Origin of the sequence: Paraburkholderia sp. 40, from assembly GCF_050434105.1 — a bacterium.
In the GTDB taxonomy this organism is placed as follows: Bacteria; Pseudomonadota; Gammaproteobacteria; order Burkholderiales; family Burkholderiaceae; genus Paraburkholderia; species Paraburkholderia tuberum.
The window spans coordinates 2,824,428-2,839,590 of record NZ_JBNPVY010000004.1; the positions used below are offsets into that span (position 1 = coordinate 2,824,428).

A 15,163-nucleotide genomic window follows, 5' to 3' on the forward strand; every position below is an offset into this window, starting at 1 on the left:
GTCGTTGAAGTTCTGTCGAAAGCTAGCGCTGTCGATGTACCAGTGCGGGCCGTAACTCCGGCTCGTGGTCGCAGATAATATTTCTGATGTAGATCTCGATCTTTTCTAGCGCTTGGCCGCAGAGTGCCCGCAGGTCGGTGTCGAAGTAGTACAGCGCCATGATGGCGCGAAGCTTTGTGTTGGCGACGAACTTCCCTTTGATGGGGGCGTTCTTGTGCTGGAAAGGCAGGCAAAAGCGCTGAACCTGTAATAACCAACGGTTTGAAGGATGCCGAACGGGTCCGACTTCTCGTCTTGTGTGACAACGAAGCCCCGACTCAGAATCCGCGCTGCCGCCAAAATCAAACCGCAAATACCAAATCGACTACGCGAAGGCGCTCTACAAGGAGCGCAACCTTGTCGATAGGTTCTGCACAAAACAAAACAGCTCCGCCGGGTCGCAACAAGATATGAAAAGCTCCTCGCCAATTACAGAGGCTTCGTCATCCTCGCCTCAATCGCAATTCTGCTCGAATAATTCGTCACTACGGCCTAGAAACGCCTCAATTACGTTACGTGCCTGAATCTGCGTATGTTTCCGATCCGCGGCGCATGGCGGCGAATTGCCGGTCCAGCAGCTCCAGCGCCAGCCGCGCGGCTGGCGAGGCGGTGCGGTTCGCCAGCCTGACGATCTGCAGGACCGCACTCGGCGGCACCCGCAGAATTTCCGGCAAAGCAAGCCGGACCGCCAACCCCGCCGCCATTTCTATCCGCAGCAGCTCGGGTGAAGCCAGCCAGATCATGTCGGTCTCCAGCATCATCTGCTTCAAAATATAGTAATTCTCACATTGCACGGTTGGACTTAAGGGAAAATGCTGCTCCGCCTTGCCGCCTCGCCGGAATCCCACGGAGCCAACGGGAAATGGCAGAAAATCTTCGGAGGTCAGCTCGCTCCGTCCGGCCAAAGGATGCCCCGCTCTGATATAGGCCCCCACGGTAATCGTCCCGATGCTGCGTACGCTAAGCATGTCCGGCAACGGCACCTGCCCTTCCGCGAACAGGCAGAATTCCAGCTGGCCCGCCAGCAGCGCCGCCACCAGGTCCGGCGCGGGGCGCACCACGCTTTGCACATGCAGCCGGGGCTTGGCGCGCGCCAAAGCAGGTAGCAGGTCGGGAAGCAGGATCGCCGCCGGCAGCGGCCCCATGCCAAAGCAAAGCTGGCCGGTCTCAGCCGTGCCCAGCTGGCGCAGGTTATGGTCAAATCCGCCCGCCGCCAGCAGCAGGCGCCGGGCCTCCTCCAACACTGCCTCTCCCAGAATGGTGATCGACATGCCAACCCGGGTACGGTCGAAAATTTTCAGCCCATAGGCCGCTTCCAGCCCGGCGATGGAGCGGCTCAGCGCCGGCTGGGTCAGCCCCAGCGCCTCCGCTGCGCGCGAAAGATTTTTGGCTTCAGCCACCGCGACGAGATGGCGCAACTGGCGCAACTCAACATCCATGAGTCGGAGTTATCCTAAATATACGTGGAATGAATTTTACTTATGGTGCCATTGTATCCATAGTTTCGGCACAGGAGGAACGAATCATGGATTACGGACGGTATTTGCTGCCTGCCTTTGCGCTGCTGCTTGGCATCGAGATCATCTGCGGCCGGCATAAGAAGATCTATTCGCGCGAGGATTGGCTGATCAATGTCATTACATTCGGCGCCGGCTTCATGCTGCGCCCGCTGGTGGCGATTCTTATCGGCTCGGTGGCGACCTTCGCATTGCCGGCTGAAAAGGGCGCGCTGGGCCATGTCAGTTTCGGGCTGGGTCTCGCGGGGGTGATCTTGGTGGCGGATTTCTGCTTCTACTGGGTGCATCGCTGGGCGCATGCAGCACGGCGTTGGCGGCACCCTTGGCTATGGCAGATCCACCGCACGCATCATTCCGGCAAATATTTGAATGTGGGGGTTATTTTTCGCATCCATCCGTTCTGGTGGTTCCTGCTGCCGACGAGCTGGGTGTACGGCTTTGCCGTTTATCTGGGGCTGGAGAAGGAGGTTGCCGTGGCGTCGCTGATCCTGGGCACCTGGAACGTTTTTACCCACAGCAACTTCCGCTGGGACGATAAGGTTCGCCGCATGCCGGTTCTGGGCCGGGTGTTCTGGGCGCTGGAACATGTGGTCGTGTCGCCCGGCATCCATCACACCCATCATGGTTTCGGCAAGGATGGCGCCAATTACCGCAATTTCGCGGTGATGATCTCGTTCTACGACTTGATTTTCGGCACTTTGCTCATTCCCGCGGGCCGGCCTGCGCATTACGGGCTGCCCGGCGAACAGGCGCACTGGCCCCAGCAGCTGCTGTCCCCCATCCTGGTCGAGCGCAAGGCGGGGCAAACTGCGCCCGGGGAATAGCGTGTGGGCTAGGCCGTAGTGACGAATTCCGTTTTGGGAGGATTGAACAAAACCGCTACGCGGTAATCGTTTAGAAACGCCATACGTTCACGCCGCGATTCCTTCCGCCTGTCGGCCAGAGCAGTCATTTAACGTTGTGATAACCGGCGCCGCCGTCTAGCGTGTTGATCGCGTTGTTAGGCACTGGGCCGGTGGCCGACGGCCGCTTCCCGGGTGTAGCCGACGTCCCAATGTCCGAGCGCCGGTGCAGGCGAATGACGCTTCATGGCCGACATGTGCCTGAGGCCGACAGGCAGCAGGCGACCCTCAAGCGACATTCGATTTTCTCGATAACGGACACTCGAAAGAGGCTCAATCCCATACCTCACGAGTCCGCTCGATCGAAGGGTTAGGCCTCGGGTTGGTGGCAAACCGCTTCGATGTTGTGCCCGTCCGGACCAATGACAAAAGCCGCATAGTAGTTCGCGTGGTAGTGCGGGCGCAAACCAGGCGCACCATTATCTTTGCCACCCGCTTCCAGAGCCGCGCGATAGAAAGCGTCCACTTGCTGGCGATTCTCCGCCATGAAGGCCAGATGAAGTTGCGCCGGCTTCTCCTCGGTTTGGTACAGGCACAATGAAGTCTTATCTCCCGGCGGGCTAAGCTCGACACCGTACGTCGGCGGCCCCTCCGAGACAACAGCTACGCCGAGCGGTTCGAGTGCCTTGAGGAAGAACGCTTTGCTCGCTGCATAGTCACTGACTCCGAATTTGACGTGATCGAACATGAGTTCTCCCGCAGAGTGTGGGCCAATTATCGCGGATCTATACGGCCTCGTCGATCGGCCGAAATTGGCTGAGTGATGCCTCATGCGGATCGCATATCGTGTTCGACCTTGGACGGCGGCGATCGGCAGCACGCGACCCCATCCGGACATTCGAAGTAACTCAACGAACGACTCTGGTCGGCCCAAAACCGGACGCTCGGTTCTAACGACAGCCCGACGCGGCACGCTCTGTCGCGCTGGCAACACAGCAATTTTTTCGGGCCACTGCCTATCCATCTCTGCCGGCCTATAGACCGGGAAAATGCGGCAGATGATTGCCCACAGCGAACGAAAGCAACCACGGAGTGGCCGTAGATATCGGATCGCACCCGCATCGGTCAGATAGTCACACTTCGAACTGCGCGGTTTCAGGCAACGCGCTGACTATGGCCGCTATACCGCCATCACCGATACTGCCTTGGTGACCAGATAACCTTCCATGGCTTCCGGGCCGCCTTCTGAACCGTAGCCCGAATCCTTCACGCCGCCGAACGGCATTTCTGCCGAAGGCGTGGCCGGCTGGTTGATCCACAGCATGCCGACTTCCATCTGCTGCGACAGCAGATGCACGTTGCCGAACGACTTCGTAAACGCATAGCCCGCGAGGCCGAACGGCAGACGGTTGGCTTCGGCGATCGCTTCTTCGAGCTTGTCGAAGCCGCGAATCGCGGCGATCGGGCCGAACGGTTCGTTGTTGAACACATCGGCTTCGAGTGACACGTCGGTCAGCACGGTCGGCGCGAAGAAGTTGGCTTCCGAGCCCACCCGTTCGCCGCCCGTCGCGACCTTGGCGCCGGTCTTGCGCGCGTCGTCGAGCACTTTGCTCATCGCGCTGAGGCGGCGCGCGTTGGCAAGCGGCCCGAGCGTCGTGACCTTCCGCGAGACCGTGGCCCAGCTTGAGGCTTTCGGCGTGCTTGACCAGCGCCGCGGCGAATTCTTCGCGGATGCTGTTGTGCACCAGGAAGCGGGTCGGCGAGATGCAGACCTGGCCTGCGTTGCGGAACTTCGCGCCGCCGGCCGCCTTGACGGCGAGCGCGACGTCGGCGTCTTTAGCGACGATGACCGGCGCGTGGCCGCCGAGCTCCATCGTCGCGCGCTTCATGTGCGCGCCGGCCAGCGTCGCGAGCTGCTTGCCGACCGGCGTCGAGCCCGTGAACGTGACCTTGCGGATCACCGGATGCGGAATCAGGTAGCTGGAAATCTCAGCCGGGTCGCCGAACACGAGGCCGACCGTACCGGCCGGCACGCCGGCCTCGACGAAGGCTTGCAGCAGCGCCGCCGGCGACGCCGGGTTTCTTCCGGCGCCTTGACGAGGAACGAACAGCCGCTCGCGAGCGCCGCGCTCAGCTTGCGCACGATCTGGTTGACCGGGAAATTCCACGGCGTGAACGCCGCGACCGGGCCGATCGGCTCCTTGAGCACCAGCTGCTGCGCGGCGAGGTTGCGCGACGGCACGATCCGGCCATACACGCGGCGGCCTTCGTCGGCGAACCATTCGATGATGTCCGCGGCGGCCAGCACTTCGCCGCGCGCTTCGGCGAACGGCTTGCCCTGTTCCTGCGTCATCAGGCGGCCGATGTCCGCGGCGCGCTCACGCACGAGGGCGGCGGCACGGCGCATGACGGTTGCGCGCTCGTTGGCCGGCACCTTGCGCCAGGCTTCGAAGCCGCGCTGCGCGGCTTCGAGCGCGCGGTCCAGATCGGCGATGCCGGCGTGGGCCACCTTGCCGATGGCCTGGCCGGTGGCCGGGTTGACGACGTCGAGCGTCTTGCCGCTGGCGGCGTCGCACCATTCGCCGTTGATCAGAAGACGGGTATCGTTATAGCTCAGGGTGGCCATGCTGGGTTCCTGTAGGTGGCAAAACAATAGACCGCCATTCGCGCGCAAGCGGCGTCGATCGGTCTGCCGAAAAAGACGAGTTGATCCACGTACGCGCTCATGCGCCGCCCGCGACGGGCGCGCTGCGCCGTTTCTGGAGCCCGTATGGGCAATCAAGGCGACTGCATGCCCAGGTCCATAATTCGTCGCCCTTTGCCTGATGGATCAAGTCTCGCGTAGAGTCAGTTCGACATGCTTGAGGCGCCGTATGATTCGCTCGACGAACTCCAACGTCACGTGCGGCAAAGCGCGCTGATTCGGGACGATGATGCCGACAGTGAGCGCGTTCGCGTTTGCATCGTCGAGCGGACGCCAAACCACGTCGCCGCGCGACAGTTCGTCGAGGAAAGCCAGTTTGGAAAAAAACGAAATGCCCCGGCCGGACGCGATCAGCCGCTTGAGGAGTGTCGTCGAGTTGCAGGTCACGCTGGGTTGCAACGTTTCCCAGTACTCGGGGAAGTCGGTCGTGACAACGCCCTGGATCGGCGAGCGGCCTTCGAGTCGTAAAAACGCATGGTTGCGGCACTCGTCGAAGCTGATGCGCTCCTTCTTCGCGAGCGGATGCGAAGACGCCATCACCACGCCCGGCGGTAGCGGCACTTCCGCCACAACATCGAGGCCCGCGGGCAGCTTGGTGATGTACGAAATGCCGATGTCGTACTCGCCGCTCACGAGCCGCGGCGGCACATCGTGCGGAGGCACCGCAACGATCGAATAGGTCACGGCCGGATAGACGTCCGAGAATTCCTCGACCGTGGCTGGCAGAAAGTCCACGAACAGCGAGTCCATCGCCGCGACCGACACGTGCCCCTTGCGTTCGCCCTTCAGGTCGTCGAGTTCGCTGCGCATCAGATGGAAATCGTTCAGCGTCGCGCGAATGTGCTGTAGCACGCGTTCGCCGGCCGCGTTGAGGCGAATGCCGTTCGGCAGCCGATCGAACAGTTCAGTTCCCATCTCGGCTTCGAGCTTGAGGATTTGCCGGTTCACCGCGCTGGACGCGACATAGAGGTTCTGTGCCGCCTTGCGGATCGAACTGCACCGCGCCACTTCGACAAAATATTTCAGGACATTCGCATGCATCGTTTTTTCTCAATTCGTGGCCCGCACCGGCCACGCCGCGACCTCGGGATGATCGCAGGCTACCCTACCGACTTCGCACGCGCCACCCGGTGAACCGAGTGCGCTCACCCGGGTGTCGAAGAACTCACGGTTCACGGCGGCGAACGACGCCTCCGCAGGCGGGAGTTCTTCGTCGTGAAAGATGGCCTCGGTCGGGCACACCGACACGCACACCCCGCAATTGATACATTCCTCGGGATGAATGTAGAGCGTGCGCTCGCCTTCGTAGATGCAGTCGACCGGGCAGCATTTCACGCATGCGCCGTCTTTCACGTCGATGCAGGGCGAGGTGATGACGTAGGCCATCAGCTTCCGCTCCAGCAAGGCTTGCGCTTTTCCTGGAAGGCGCGCACGCCTTCGTGCGCGTCCTCGGATTGAAGCGCGGCAACCAGCGCGGGCAGCCGCAGCGCCTGCGCTTCCGCCGCTGACAGCGTGGAGGTGCGCCTGACCACCTGCTTGATTGCCTGCAACGACAGCGGCGCGCATGCAAGCACGGCTTCGACCCATCGCTGGACAGCGGCATCGAGTTCGGCGCGCGGCACGACCTCGTTGACGAGGCCCATGTCGAGCCCCTCGCGTGCGGAGACCCGCCGGCCGGTCAAAAGCATCGCCATCGCCTGACGGTATGGAATCTGACGTTGCAGCAGTGTCATGCCGCCGTCGAGTGGCATGCGGCCGACAAGCGCCTCGGGCAAGCCGAAACTCGCCTTGTCGCACGCAATCACGAGATCGCACCCCAGCACCATTTCGAAGCCGCCGCCGAGCGCATAGCCGTTGACACGCGCGATCACCGGCACGTTCAGGGTCTCGCGCAGCGCGATGCCACCGAACCCGCCGGGACGCGGCGCGGCCCAGTATTCAAGGCCGCTCGTCGACGGATTCTTCAGGTCCGCGCCGACACAGAACGCCCGCTCGCCCTCGCCGGTCAGAACCACGACGCGCACGTCGCGGCTATGCTCCAGCTCGGTCCAGATGCGTTGCAGTTCGGCTTCGGTCGCGAGGTCGACGGCGTTGAGCGCCTCCGGCCGCACGAGCGTCACGGTGGCAACATGCTGATCGATCACAAGACGGACGCTCATGCCGCCTCCGTGGCGACGCCGCCGCGCAATTGCTGAAGCACTTCCTCGGTGTGCTGTCCGAGCTTCGGCGGGGCGCGCAGCAAGCCAACCGGCGCGAGCGACAACTCGATCGGACTGCCGATGAAACGCACGGGCTGCCCTTCGCCTTCGCCTTCGATGATCAACTGGTTGTGCAGCGTCTGCGGATCGACGAGCGCTTCGCGCAGATCGCGCACCGGCGCGCATAACAGATCCTGCTCTTCGAGCCGCGCCAGCCAGAAGCTCCGCGTGCCGCTCGCGAAGCGATCGCGGAAGATGCCCTGCAGCACCGCCTTGTGGGCGAACTGCTGTTCGAGGTTGCAAAAGCGCGGATCGGTGGACAGGTCGTCGATTTGCAGCGCTGCGCAGATGTCGCGCAACGGGTTCGCCTTGAAGGCGCCGACCAGAACGAGCGCACCGTCCTGCGTATCGAACACGCCTGAGAGCGGCATCGCGGCCCAGTTCACTTCCGAGTCGGCCATCATGATCATCGCGGCTTCCTGCATCTGCATCGCGAGCATCGAGTTGTAAAGCGAGACGTTGACCTTTTGCCCTTCGCCGGTGCGCTCGCGATGCAGCAACGCGAACAGAATGCCCTGCACCATGTGCATGCCGGCCGAATAGTCGGCGAGCGCCGTCGGGTACACGGAGATGGGCAGCGAGTCGTCGGCGCGACGCGCCATCACGCCGCTCATCGCCTGCGCGAGCACGTCCTGTCCACCCTTGTGCGCATACGGGCCGGTTTCTCCGAAGCCCGAGCCCGCCGCGTAGATGATCCGCGAATTGAGGCGGCGGCAATCTTCATAGCCGATACCCATGCGGTCCATGACGCCTGCGCGAAAATTGCTGACGACCACATCGGCCTCTGCGATCATGGTCTTGAGCGCCGCCATCGGCCCAGCGTCGCGTAGATCGAGCGCCACGCTGCGCTTGTTGCGGTTCAGACTGCAGAAGATGGGGTTGTCCGCACCGGCCACCGGCTCGAACGTCGAGCGGCTCAGGTCGCCCGCGCCCTTTCTCTCGATCTTGATCACATCCGCGCCGTAGTCCGCGAGCATCTGGGTGCAGACCGGGCCCATCATGACCTGCGTCAGATCGATGACACGCACGCCGGAGAGCGGCAAGTCGTGGGTCTTGTTCGTGTTATGTGCGACGCTCATGCTGCCTCCCTCGCATCGACGTGAACGGCAAGCGGCGGAACGTCGGCATTTCGGCCGGTTTGATCACCGGGATCCGCGCCCTGCGTGCGCAGTGTTTTCTGCAGCGCGCGCACATCGACGTTGCGCACCGATACACCCGCACCGAGCGCAAGCGCGGCGGCGACGCCGGCGGCTTCACCCATGGCCATGCACGGCGGAATCTCGCGCGACATTTTTTGTGCCTGCGACGTCGCCGAGTAGTGCCGGCCCGCGACCAGCAAATTGTCAATCTGCTTCGGCAACAGCACACGGTAAGGCATGTAATAGTCGCGTCCGCGTGCAATGCTGTCATCGAAACGGGTGCGCTGCGCGAGATCTTCCTTGGTCATCACATATTCGCCTTCGAGCAGGCGCGTCTGGCGCACGCCCGTCTGCGGCGCGACGTCGATCACGTAAGCGTGCTCGAAGCCGGGCAAGTTCTCACGCACGAAATCGACTGCCGCGTGAATGTGCTTGCGGCCCTGCACTTCCGCACGTGTCAGGTCCTCGGGCTTGAGGCCGTCGAGACCTGCCATGTGCGGGCAGTTGCACCACACGACGCCCGGCAGCGGCGTCTTGAGCCACCAGTAACCCCACGAGCCGCCGAGAATGCGCTTGATCTGGCGATCGAGCGCAACAAATGCTTCCGGCTCTTCGGCTTCGAAGCGCTCGGCCGCGTCGGTATCCACGCCGCCGAGGCGGAACACCGTCGTCGTAATATAGGTGCCGCCCACATGCGGGACGCCGGCCGACGCCGCGACATCGAGGTCGCCGGTCGCGTCGATCACGACATCGGCGAGGATTGCTTCACGGCCGTTTTTTGTATCGCAGATGACTCCCTTTACCCGGCCGTCTTCGACCAGCGTGCGTGAGAACCACGAGTGCAAACGTAACTGAATACCAAGCGACTCCACCATTTCAAGCGCGACGCGCTTCATCGCGTCCGGATCGAACGCAGCCGCGAAGCACACGGGATGCGGCGTCTTCTGGCTGTGAAAATCGAACGTGCCCCAGCGGCCCCACTGGCGATACGCGGCGGGATCCTCGCCCCATTCGTGCGAACGCGGGAACGTCGCGAGCTTGCGCGACGCCATGCGCTCAATGAAGGTCATGCAGGTGCCGCGCACCGAAATTTCCTGAAGGTGGTTGTCCCACATGTCGTCGAGCACCAGCACCATGCCACCCGAAGCAAGACCGCCGAGGTGGTTGTAGCGCTCCAGCAGGATCACCTGCGCGCCGTTGCGCGCCGCGCCGATCGCCGCCGACAGGCCCGCGGGGCCACCGCCGACCACGACGACGTTTGCTTTTGCCGCCACGCGCACATCGCGCGCGGGTTCCTGAATCCACTCGCTGATCATATTCATTTCGTCTCCTATCGGAATGGGGTGTGTCGCTCGTTATCAAAGGGCGCCGTCGGGCTGCCACCGGATGAGCCAGCGCTCGAGCACGGCGATTACGAGGAAAAAGAGGCCAGACAGGACGGCGCTCATGATGATCGCCGTGTACAGCAAAGCCGAATCGAAGCTGTAAGTTGCCTGAATGATCATCGCGCCGATACCTTGCGTCGCGCCGATCCATTCGCCGACCACCGCACCGATCACGGACATGGATGCGGCGATGCGCAGCGCGGAGAACAGATAAGGCAATGAGGCGTACAAGCGCAGCTTGAAGAAGATCTCCCGCCTGCTTGCCGACAGGATCTGCATCAGTTCCATCGCCTGCGGATTCACCGCCTGTAGTCCGCGGACCATGTTCACGAGCGTCGGAAAGAAGCAGACGATTGCCGCAATCGTGATCTTCGGCTCCAGACCGTTGCCCATGATCAGCACGAGGATCGGGGCTTTTGCGACCACTGGGATCGAGTTGATCATCACCGCGACCGGGTAGAAGATGTCCTGCAATGTCTTGTTGTGCACGAAGACGGTAGCAAGCAGGATCGCCGCGAAATTGCCGATCAGGAAGCCCCCGGCCGCCTCGATGGCGGTCGGCATCAGGTTCTGAAGCAGCACGTCGCTCTTACTGAAAAGCGTTTGCAGCACGAGTAGCGGTGATGGTGCGATAAACGGCTTGACATGAAAGCCCGCCACGATCGCCCACCACGCGAACAGCAACCCGGCGACACCGATCGCCGGCAGGATGCGAGCGCGCCAACACTCGCTGACGACGGCGCGCGAGCCAGGCCTGCGCTTCAGGATCAGCCGTCTGGGACGACAGGTTCAATTGCATTTCGGACGTGGCCATCAGCAGGTCTCCAGTACGCGCCGCAGGTAGGCGGCGAGTTCAACGAATTCGCGGCTCTCGCGAATATCGAGCGTGCGGTCTTCAGGCAGCGTCACCGGCACGATCTCCTTCACCCGGCCAGGGTTGGCCGCCAGCATCAGCACGCGCTGACCGAGAAACGCCGCTTCGTAGATGCTGTGCGTGACGAAGAGCGTCGTGAGGCCCATCTCCTTCCACACACGGCGCAGTTCTTCGTTCAGCCGGTCGCGCGTGATTTCGTCGAGTGCGCCGAACGGCTCGTCCATCAGCAGCACTTTCGGATCGCTCACGAGCGCCCGCGCAATCGCAACGCGCTGCCGCATGCCACCCGACATCTCATGCGGGTAAGCGTCCTCGCGGCCCTTCAGACCCACGAGTTCGAGCAGTTCGCGCGGCGTGGCGCGGCCCGCACGAGCCTTGCCGCCCGCAACTTCAAGCGGCAACTGCACGTTCTGGATGGCCGTGCGCCACGGCAGCAGCGCCGCGTCCTGAAACACAAAACCGATGTCACGGCGCTCGCGTGCCATTTGCGGCGCGGCGCCGAGCACACTGATCTCGCCGCGGCTCGGCTTGATGAGGTCGGCGACCACCCGCAGAAACGTCGACTTCCCGCAGCCCGAAGGACCCAGCAAGGTAAGGAATTCACCCGCGGCGACGTCGAGGCTCAACCCTTCGATCGCCGTCACGCTGCGCCGCTCGGTGAAGAAGCGCACGTTGATGTTGCGGCAGCTGATCGACAGCCCCGCGTCTGGCGACGCGCCGAAGGGCGAACCGGACCGCTCCGCGCGCGGCGGATTCATAGTGGCAGCATGCATGGATTACACCGTGAGGCGAGAAGATTCGGTGGCCTTGAGTACGTCCATCGTCATGACGTCCTCGACCTTCGGCTGATGAGCACGGAATTGTCCTAGCTGCCCATACATCGTGATCTGCTCCTCCCAAACCTTCGTGTCCATCGTGCCCCACCCCTGGGTCTTGGTGGTCTGGTCGAACGCATAGCTCATCAGCAAATCGATGGCGACCCGCTCATCGGCACGGTTCAGGTTCGGATATTCCTTGACCAGCAGATCGACGGCCTGGTCACGATGCGCATTCGCATACGTCCAACCGCGCGCCGTTGCTCGCAGAAAGCGCGCGACGGTGTCGGGATGATCCTTCAGCGTATCGGTCCTCACGTAGTACGGCAGCGCATAGAGGCGCACACCCGTATCCCACAGACGCAAGTCGACACGTTCCGCCCCGAGCGGCTTGAGCGCCGTGGTGTTGGTTTGCCAGCCCGTCACCGCATCCACCTGGCCGCTCAGAAGCGGCATCATGTCGGCGCCGATCGGCACGATGTTGACCTGGCTTTCCGGGATCCGGTTCTTCGCCAGCAGCGCCTTGAGAAGCACCATGCCCGTGGACTGGATGCCGATACGCTTGCCGATCATGTCGTGCGGCGTACGGATCGGATTCTTCGCGAGCGAAAAGAAACTGTAAGGATGCTGCTGAAGCCCGACCGCGATGCACTTGATCGGCAGGCCCTCGGAGACCGCCAGCATGATCGACGGGCTTGATGAAATCTCGCCGGCCTCGAAACGACCCGAGGCCACGATCGCGACGCCATCGATGTTCGGTCCGCCGGGCTGGATATGGAAATCGATCCGCTCCTGCTCGTAGTAGCCGAGGTGTTTTGCCACCACTTCGCCAACCTGGTTGCCGCCCGGCACCCAGCCGAGTTGCATGTTGACTGTTGTCCTGTCGCCGGCAAACGCACGCACCGAAAGCAGTGAGCCCGTTGCAGCCATGCCGCCCGCCGCAAGTGTCATGCACAGCAAACGCCGGCGAGCGGCATTCTCGATTACTGACATCTTTACCTCCGATGGTCCTTCACGGGTTCAAGAATCCGGCCTCTTTTGTCCGCGGTCTTGCCGGTTGAACCCATTCTCAGCAACCAAAAGTGTCCCCACAAGCATCAATTTTGGCGCCCAGTGATGCCAAAATTAGAGCGGTAGTCCGACGCGGGGTTTGTGCGATAGGTGCGAGACCGTGCGCGATTCGTGCACCTTCGGCGCACAGACGCGCGAAAAATTAGTTCACCCGGAGTCAAATTCAGTGCTAGGCGGCGCGAATTTTGTTCCGCAAGAATCTGCTCGAAGACGGTGGAAGCGCTGATTTTTGCCCACCGAGTTGCAAGCCGCGTTCACATTCAAGCCGCAGTGACTCAGGCGTGCAGCGGAGCAGGATGAAGTTCGCAGAAGCGTCTTTCAGCCAGCCATTCACTTCGTCATCCTAATTTACTGAGCGGTTCACATACTAATTTTCACGTTTGCATACAAGCACCCAGGGGAATCATGAATCGACGTGTCTTTGTTGCCGCCGTAACCGCACTTGCCTGCCAGGTCGCATCCGCCCAAAGCAGCGTGACGCTGTATGGCCTGATCTCTACCGGCATCGTCTATGCGAACAATCAGAAAGGAACCGACAAGCAGGGGCACGCCACGTGGCAGTTTGCAAGCGGGCCGATGCAGACGCCTCGCTGGGGCATGAAAGGCGTGGAAGATCTCGGCGGCGGCCTGAAGGCGATCTTCACGCTGGAAGGCGGCTACAACGTGGGCAACGGCACCCTGTCGCAGGGCGGCCGGCTATTCGGGCGGCAGGCTTTCGTCGGTTTATCGTCGAACGCGTTTGGCACGGTGACATTCGGCCGCCAATACGACGAAGCCGTCACGCTATGTGTGTTCTCATCGGCCTGCCAGTTTGCCGCTTACGGCGCGCCTATCGGCGACAGCGACAACGTGTTCGACACCTTCCGCATCAACAACGCAGTGCAGTACAAGAGCGTCGAATACCGTGGCCTCCAGTTCGAAGGGCTGTACGGTTTCTCGAACAAGGCAGGCGGCTTCTCGGACAACAGCGCGTACAGCGCGGCCGCGCAGTATAAGAACGGACCGCTGTCGCTTGGGGTGGCGTACCTTCAGGTCGATATGCCGAATGACCCCAACAATCCCAACGGCGCGGTGGTCGGCGATTACGGGTTCTCATCACCGTTCGTCACGAATCCGGCTACCGCTGCCGGCGTAAGCAAGCAACGGATGTTCGGCGCGGGCGGCGCATGGGCGTTTGGATCAGCGAACCTTTCGCTGCTCTATACCAATGTGCGATTCGAATATCTCGATGCCTCCCGCCTCACGCTTCAGAACGCTCAGATTTCATTGACCGATTACGTGCGTCCCGATCTGATGCTCGGCGCCGCGTACATCTTCACGACTGGACAATATCATCCGCAGGACAATAGTCCGAAGTGGCACCAGGTGAACGCCGGTGTCGACTACCTGCTAAGCAAGAGGACCGATTTGTTCCTTGTCGGCATTTACCAGAAGGCAGCCGGAGACGCGCAATACGCGCAGATCTACACGCTGTCGCCGTCCACCACCAAGACGCAGGTTTCCGCGGTGATCGGCATGAGGCATAAGTGGTGAGCTTCGGACCAAACGGAGAGCGAGCCACCGCGCCCTTCCCCCGCGAACCGCGCCTTTTTAACATCATCTTTAAAGAAGATTGAATGATCGATGCGCGATCGGCGCGCCTGCGTGGTGTGCTTGCCCCTGTCGTGAGGCCTTTCGCATGAACCTGGATGCGAACGTCGGCGCGTTTGTGCGTCACTGCAAATGGCTACTGGAAAAAGGAGCCGGTCTCGCGATCTTCGGCACCAACTCCCAAGCGAACTCCCTTACAGTTGCGGAGCGGATCCGGTTGGCTGACGCGTTACTGGATGCGGGCCTGCCCGCGTCCTCGATGATGCCCGGAACCGGAACACCGTCGCTCGTCGACACCGTACTCCTTACACGGCACGCAGTCGATGCCGGCGCGGCGGCGTGTCAGTGCCGCCACCCTTGTTCAATAAGAAAATCAGTGAACACGGACTGTTTGCCCACTACGCAAAATTGATCGAACGAGTCAGCGGCGCGTACCTGTCGCTTTTATCCGTACAACATACCCGCGCTATCCGGCGTGCCCATCACGCCTGAACTGATTGAACGATTTTCCATCCGCTATCCGAATACCGTTGCTGGGTGAAGGATTCGTCCGGCGATTGGAGCAACCAAAGAGCGATGATCGGCGTCTTCGCAAAAGAGGGCCTCGAAATCTGCCCTCCGAGCGAGGCGCTGCTGAGCGCAGTATTGCCGCTTGGCGCAGCGGGATGCATCAGCGCGACGGCAAACGTCAATCCAACATCGCGCAACTCTGCGAACGCTGGCAAGACGAATATGCGTCCTCATTGCGGGAAATGGTGACCTGCATAAAACTGTTCGAAGCCTTTCCGTTGATTCCCGGAGGTTGCCGAGCAGTGGCGCAGCAATATCAAAGGGCAGTTCATCGCTCTCGAGCGGACGTTCGCCGACAGATCGCGAGGGATCGTTCCTGGCCGCACACGGTCCGATCCTGAACCGACGACGGCGGCTGT

At 61.8% G+C, this 15,163-nt stretch carries 16 protein-coding genes and 2 pseudogenes; 4 read left to right on the top strand and 14 right to left on the bottom strand.

Annotated elements, in window-relative coordinates; all coding sequences use genetic code 11:
- Nucleotides 1-22: 22 nt before the first annotated feature.
- Nucleotides 23-352 carry an Abi family protein gene (locus tag OKW28_RS34990; protein WP_429452200.1) on the bottom strand — a complete coding sequence of 110 codons (330 nt, stop codon included), beginning with the start codon at nucleotides 350-352 and terminating at the stop codon, nucleotides 23-25.
- Between OKW28_RS34990 and OKW28_RS34995 the strand changes: the two are divergent.
- Nucleotides 318-517: pseudogene (locus OKW28_RS34995) on the top strand (IS5/IS1182 family transposase); the annotation flags it as partial. The gene OKW28_RS34990 and the pseudogene OKW28_RS34995 sit on opposite strands and share 35 nt — an antisense overlap.
- 34 nt (nucleotides 518-551) lie before the next feature.
- Here the strand turns inward: OKW28_RS34995 and OKW28_RS35000 are convergent.
- Nucleotides 552-1,478 carry a LysR family transcriptional regulator gene (locus OKW28_RS35000; protein ID WP_429452202.1) on the bottom strand — a complete coding sequence of 309 codons (927 nt, stop codon included), beginning with the start codon at nucleotides 1,476-1,478 and terminating at the stop codon, nucleotides 552-554.
- An 86-nt stretch (nucleotides 1,479-1,564) separates the two neighbouring features.
- Between OKW28_RS35000 and OKW28_RS35005 the strand changes: the two genes are divergently transcribed.
- On the top strand, nucleotides 1,565-2,380 hold the full coding sequence (locus tag OKW28_RS35005; RefSeq protein ID WP_429452204.1) for a sterol desaturase family protein: 816 nt from the start codon (nucleotides 1,565-1,567) through the stop codon (nucleotides 2,378-2,380).
- 176 nt (nucleotides 2,381-2,556) lie between these two features.
- Here OKW28_RS35005 and OKW28_RS35010 read toward each other — a convergent pair whose 3' ends face one another.
- The 11 genes and pseudogenes from OKW28_RS35010 to OKW28_RS35060 all read right to left on the bottom strand — a co-directional run bounded on the left by OKW28_RS35010 (nucleotide 2,557) and on the right by OKW28_RS35060 (nucleotide 12,566).
- Nucleotides 2,557-2,697: a hypothetical protein gene (locus OKW28_RS35010; protein WP_429452206.1), complete on the bottom strand. Its 141-nt coding sequence runs from the start codon at nucleotides 2,695-2,697 to the stop codon at nucleotides 2,557-2,559.
- Nucleotides 2,698-2,768: 71 nt separating this feature from the next.
- Nucleotides 2,769-3,146: a VOC family protein gene (locus OKW28_RS35015; RefSeq protein WP_429452208.1), complete on the bottom strand. Its 378-nt coding sequence runs from the start codon at nucleotides 3,144-3,146 to the stop codon at nucleotides 2,769-2,771.
- A gap of 432 nt (nucleotides 3,147-3,578) precedes the next feature.
- Nucleotides 3,579-5,024 (bottom strand): annotated as a pseudogene (locus OKW28_RS35020) (NAD-dependent succinate-semialdehyde dehydrogenase).
- Between the two features lie 204 nt (nucleotides 5,025-5,228).
- Nucleotides 5,229-6,143: a LysR family transcriptional regulator gene (locus OKW28_RS35025; protein ID WP_429452210.1), complete on the bottom strand. Its 915-nt coding sequence runs from the start codon at nucleotides 6,141-6,143 to the stop codon at nucleotides 5,229-5,231.
- 9 nt (nucleotides 6,144-6,152) lie between these two features.
- Nucleotides 6,153-6,488: a ferredoxin gene (gene fdxA, locus OKW28_RS35030; RefSeq protein ID WP_429452212.1), complete on the bottom strand. Its 336-nt coding sequence runs from the start codon at nucleotides 6,486-6,488 to the stop codon at nucleotides 6,153-6,155.
- The gene (locus OKW28_RS35035; RefSeq protein ID WP_429452214.1) at nucleotides 6,488-7,261 is read right to left on the bottom strand and encodes an enoyl-CoA hydratase-related protein; all 774 of its coding nucleotides are present in this window, start codon (nucleotides 7,259-7,261) and stop codon (nucleotides 6,488-6,490) included. The genes fdxA and OKW28_RS35035 overlap by 1 nt, the downstream gene beginning before the upstream one ends.
- The gene (locus tag OKW28_RS35040) at nucleotides 7,258-8,439 is read right to left on the bottom strand and encodes a CaiB/BaiF CoA transferase family protein (RefSeq protein WP_429452216.1); all 1,182 of its coding nucleotides are present in this window, start codon (nucleotides 8,437-8,439) and stop codon (nucleotides 7,258-7,260) included. Before OKW28_RS35040 ends, OKW28_RS35035 begins: the two co-directional genes overlap by 4 nt.
- On the bottom strand, nucleotides 8,436-9,821 hold the full coding sequence (locus OKW28_RS35045; protein WP_429452218.1) for an FAD-dependent oxidoreductase: 1,386 nt from the start codon (nucleotides 9,819-9,821) through the stop codon (nucleotides 8,436-8,438). The genes OKW28_RS35040 and OKW28_RS35045 overlap by 4 nt, the downstream gene beginning before the upstream one ends.
- A gap of 36 nt (nucleotides 9,822-9,857) precedes the next feature.
- Nucleotides 9,858-10,544, bottom strand: coding sequence for an ABC transporter permease (locus tag OKW28_RS35050; protein ID WP_429452220.1), 687 nt, complete (start codon nucleotides 10,542-10,544; stop codon nucleotides 9,858-9,860).
- 153 nt (nucleotides 10,545-10,697) lie between these two features.
- Nucleotides 10,698-11,531: an ABC transporter ATP-binding protein gene (locus OKW28_RS35055; RefSeq protein WP_429452222.1), complete on the bottom strand. Its 834-nt coding sequence runs from the start codon at nucleotides 11,529-11,531 to the stop codon at nucleotides 10,698-10,700.
- Nucleotides 11,532-11,534: 3 nt separating this feature from the next.
- Entirely contained in the window at nucleotides 11,535-12,566 is a 1,032-nt protein-coding gene (locus tag OKW28_RS35060; RefSeq protein WP_429452224.1) for an ABC transporter substrate-binding protein, read from the bottom strand.
- Between the two features lie 483 nt (nucleotides 12,567-13,049).
- Between OKW28_RS35060 and OKW28_RS35065 the strand changes: the two genes are divergently transcribed.
- Both OKW28_RS35065 and OKW28_RS35070 read left to right on the top strand, forming a co-directional pair.
- Nucleotides 13,050-14,177: a porin gene (locus OKW28_RS35065; protein WP_429452226.1), complete on the top strand. Its 1,128-nt coding sequence runs from the start codon at nucleotides 13,050-13,052 to the stop codon at nucleotides 14,175-14,177.
- A 145-nt stretch (nucleotides 14,178-14,322) separates the two neighbouring features.
- Entirely contained in the window at nucleotides 14,323-14,646 is a 324-nt protein-coding gene (locus tag OKW28_RS35070; protein ID WP_429452228.1) for a dihydrodipicolinate synthase family protein, read from the top strand.
- Nucleotides 14,647-14,716: 70 nt separating this feature from the next.
- Here the strand turns inward: OKW28_RS35070 and OKW28_RS35075 are convergent, their stop codons facing one another.
- The gene (locus OKW28_RS35075; protein ID WP_429452230.1) at nucleotides 14,717-14,959 is read right to left on the bottom strand and encodes a hypothetical protein; all 243 of its coding nucleotides are present in this window, start codon (nucleotides 14,957-14,959) and stop codon (nucleotides 14,717-14,719) included.
- Nucleotides 14,960-15,163 lie beyond the last annotated feature (204 nt).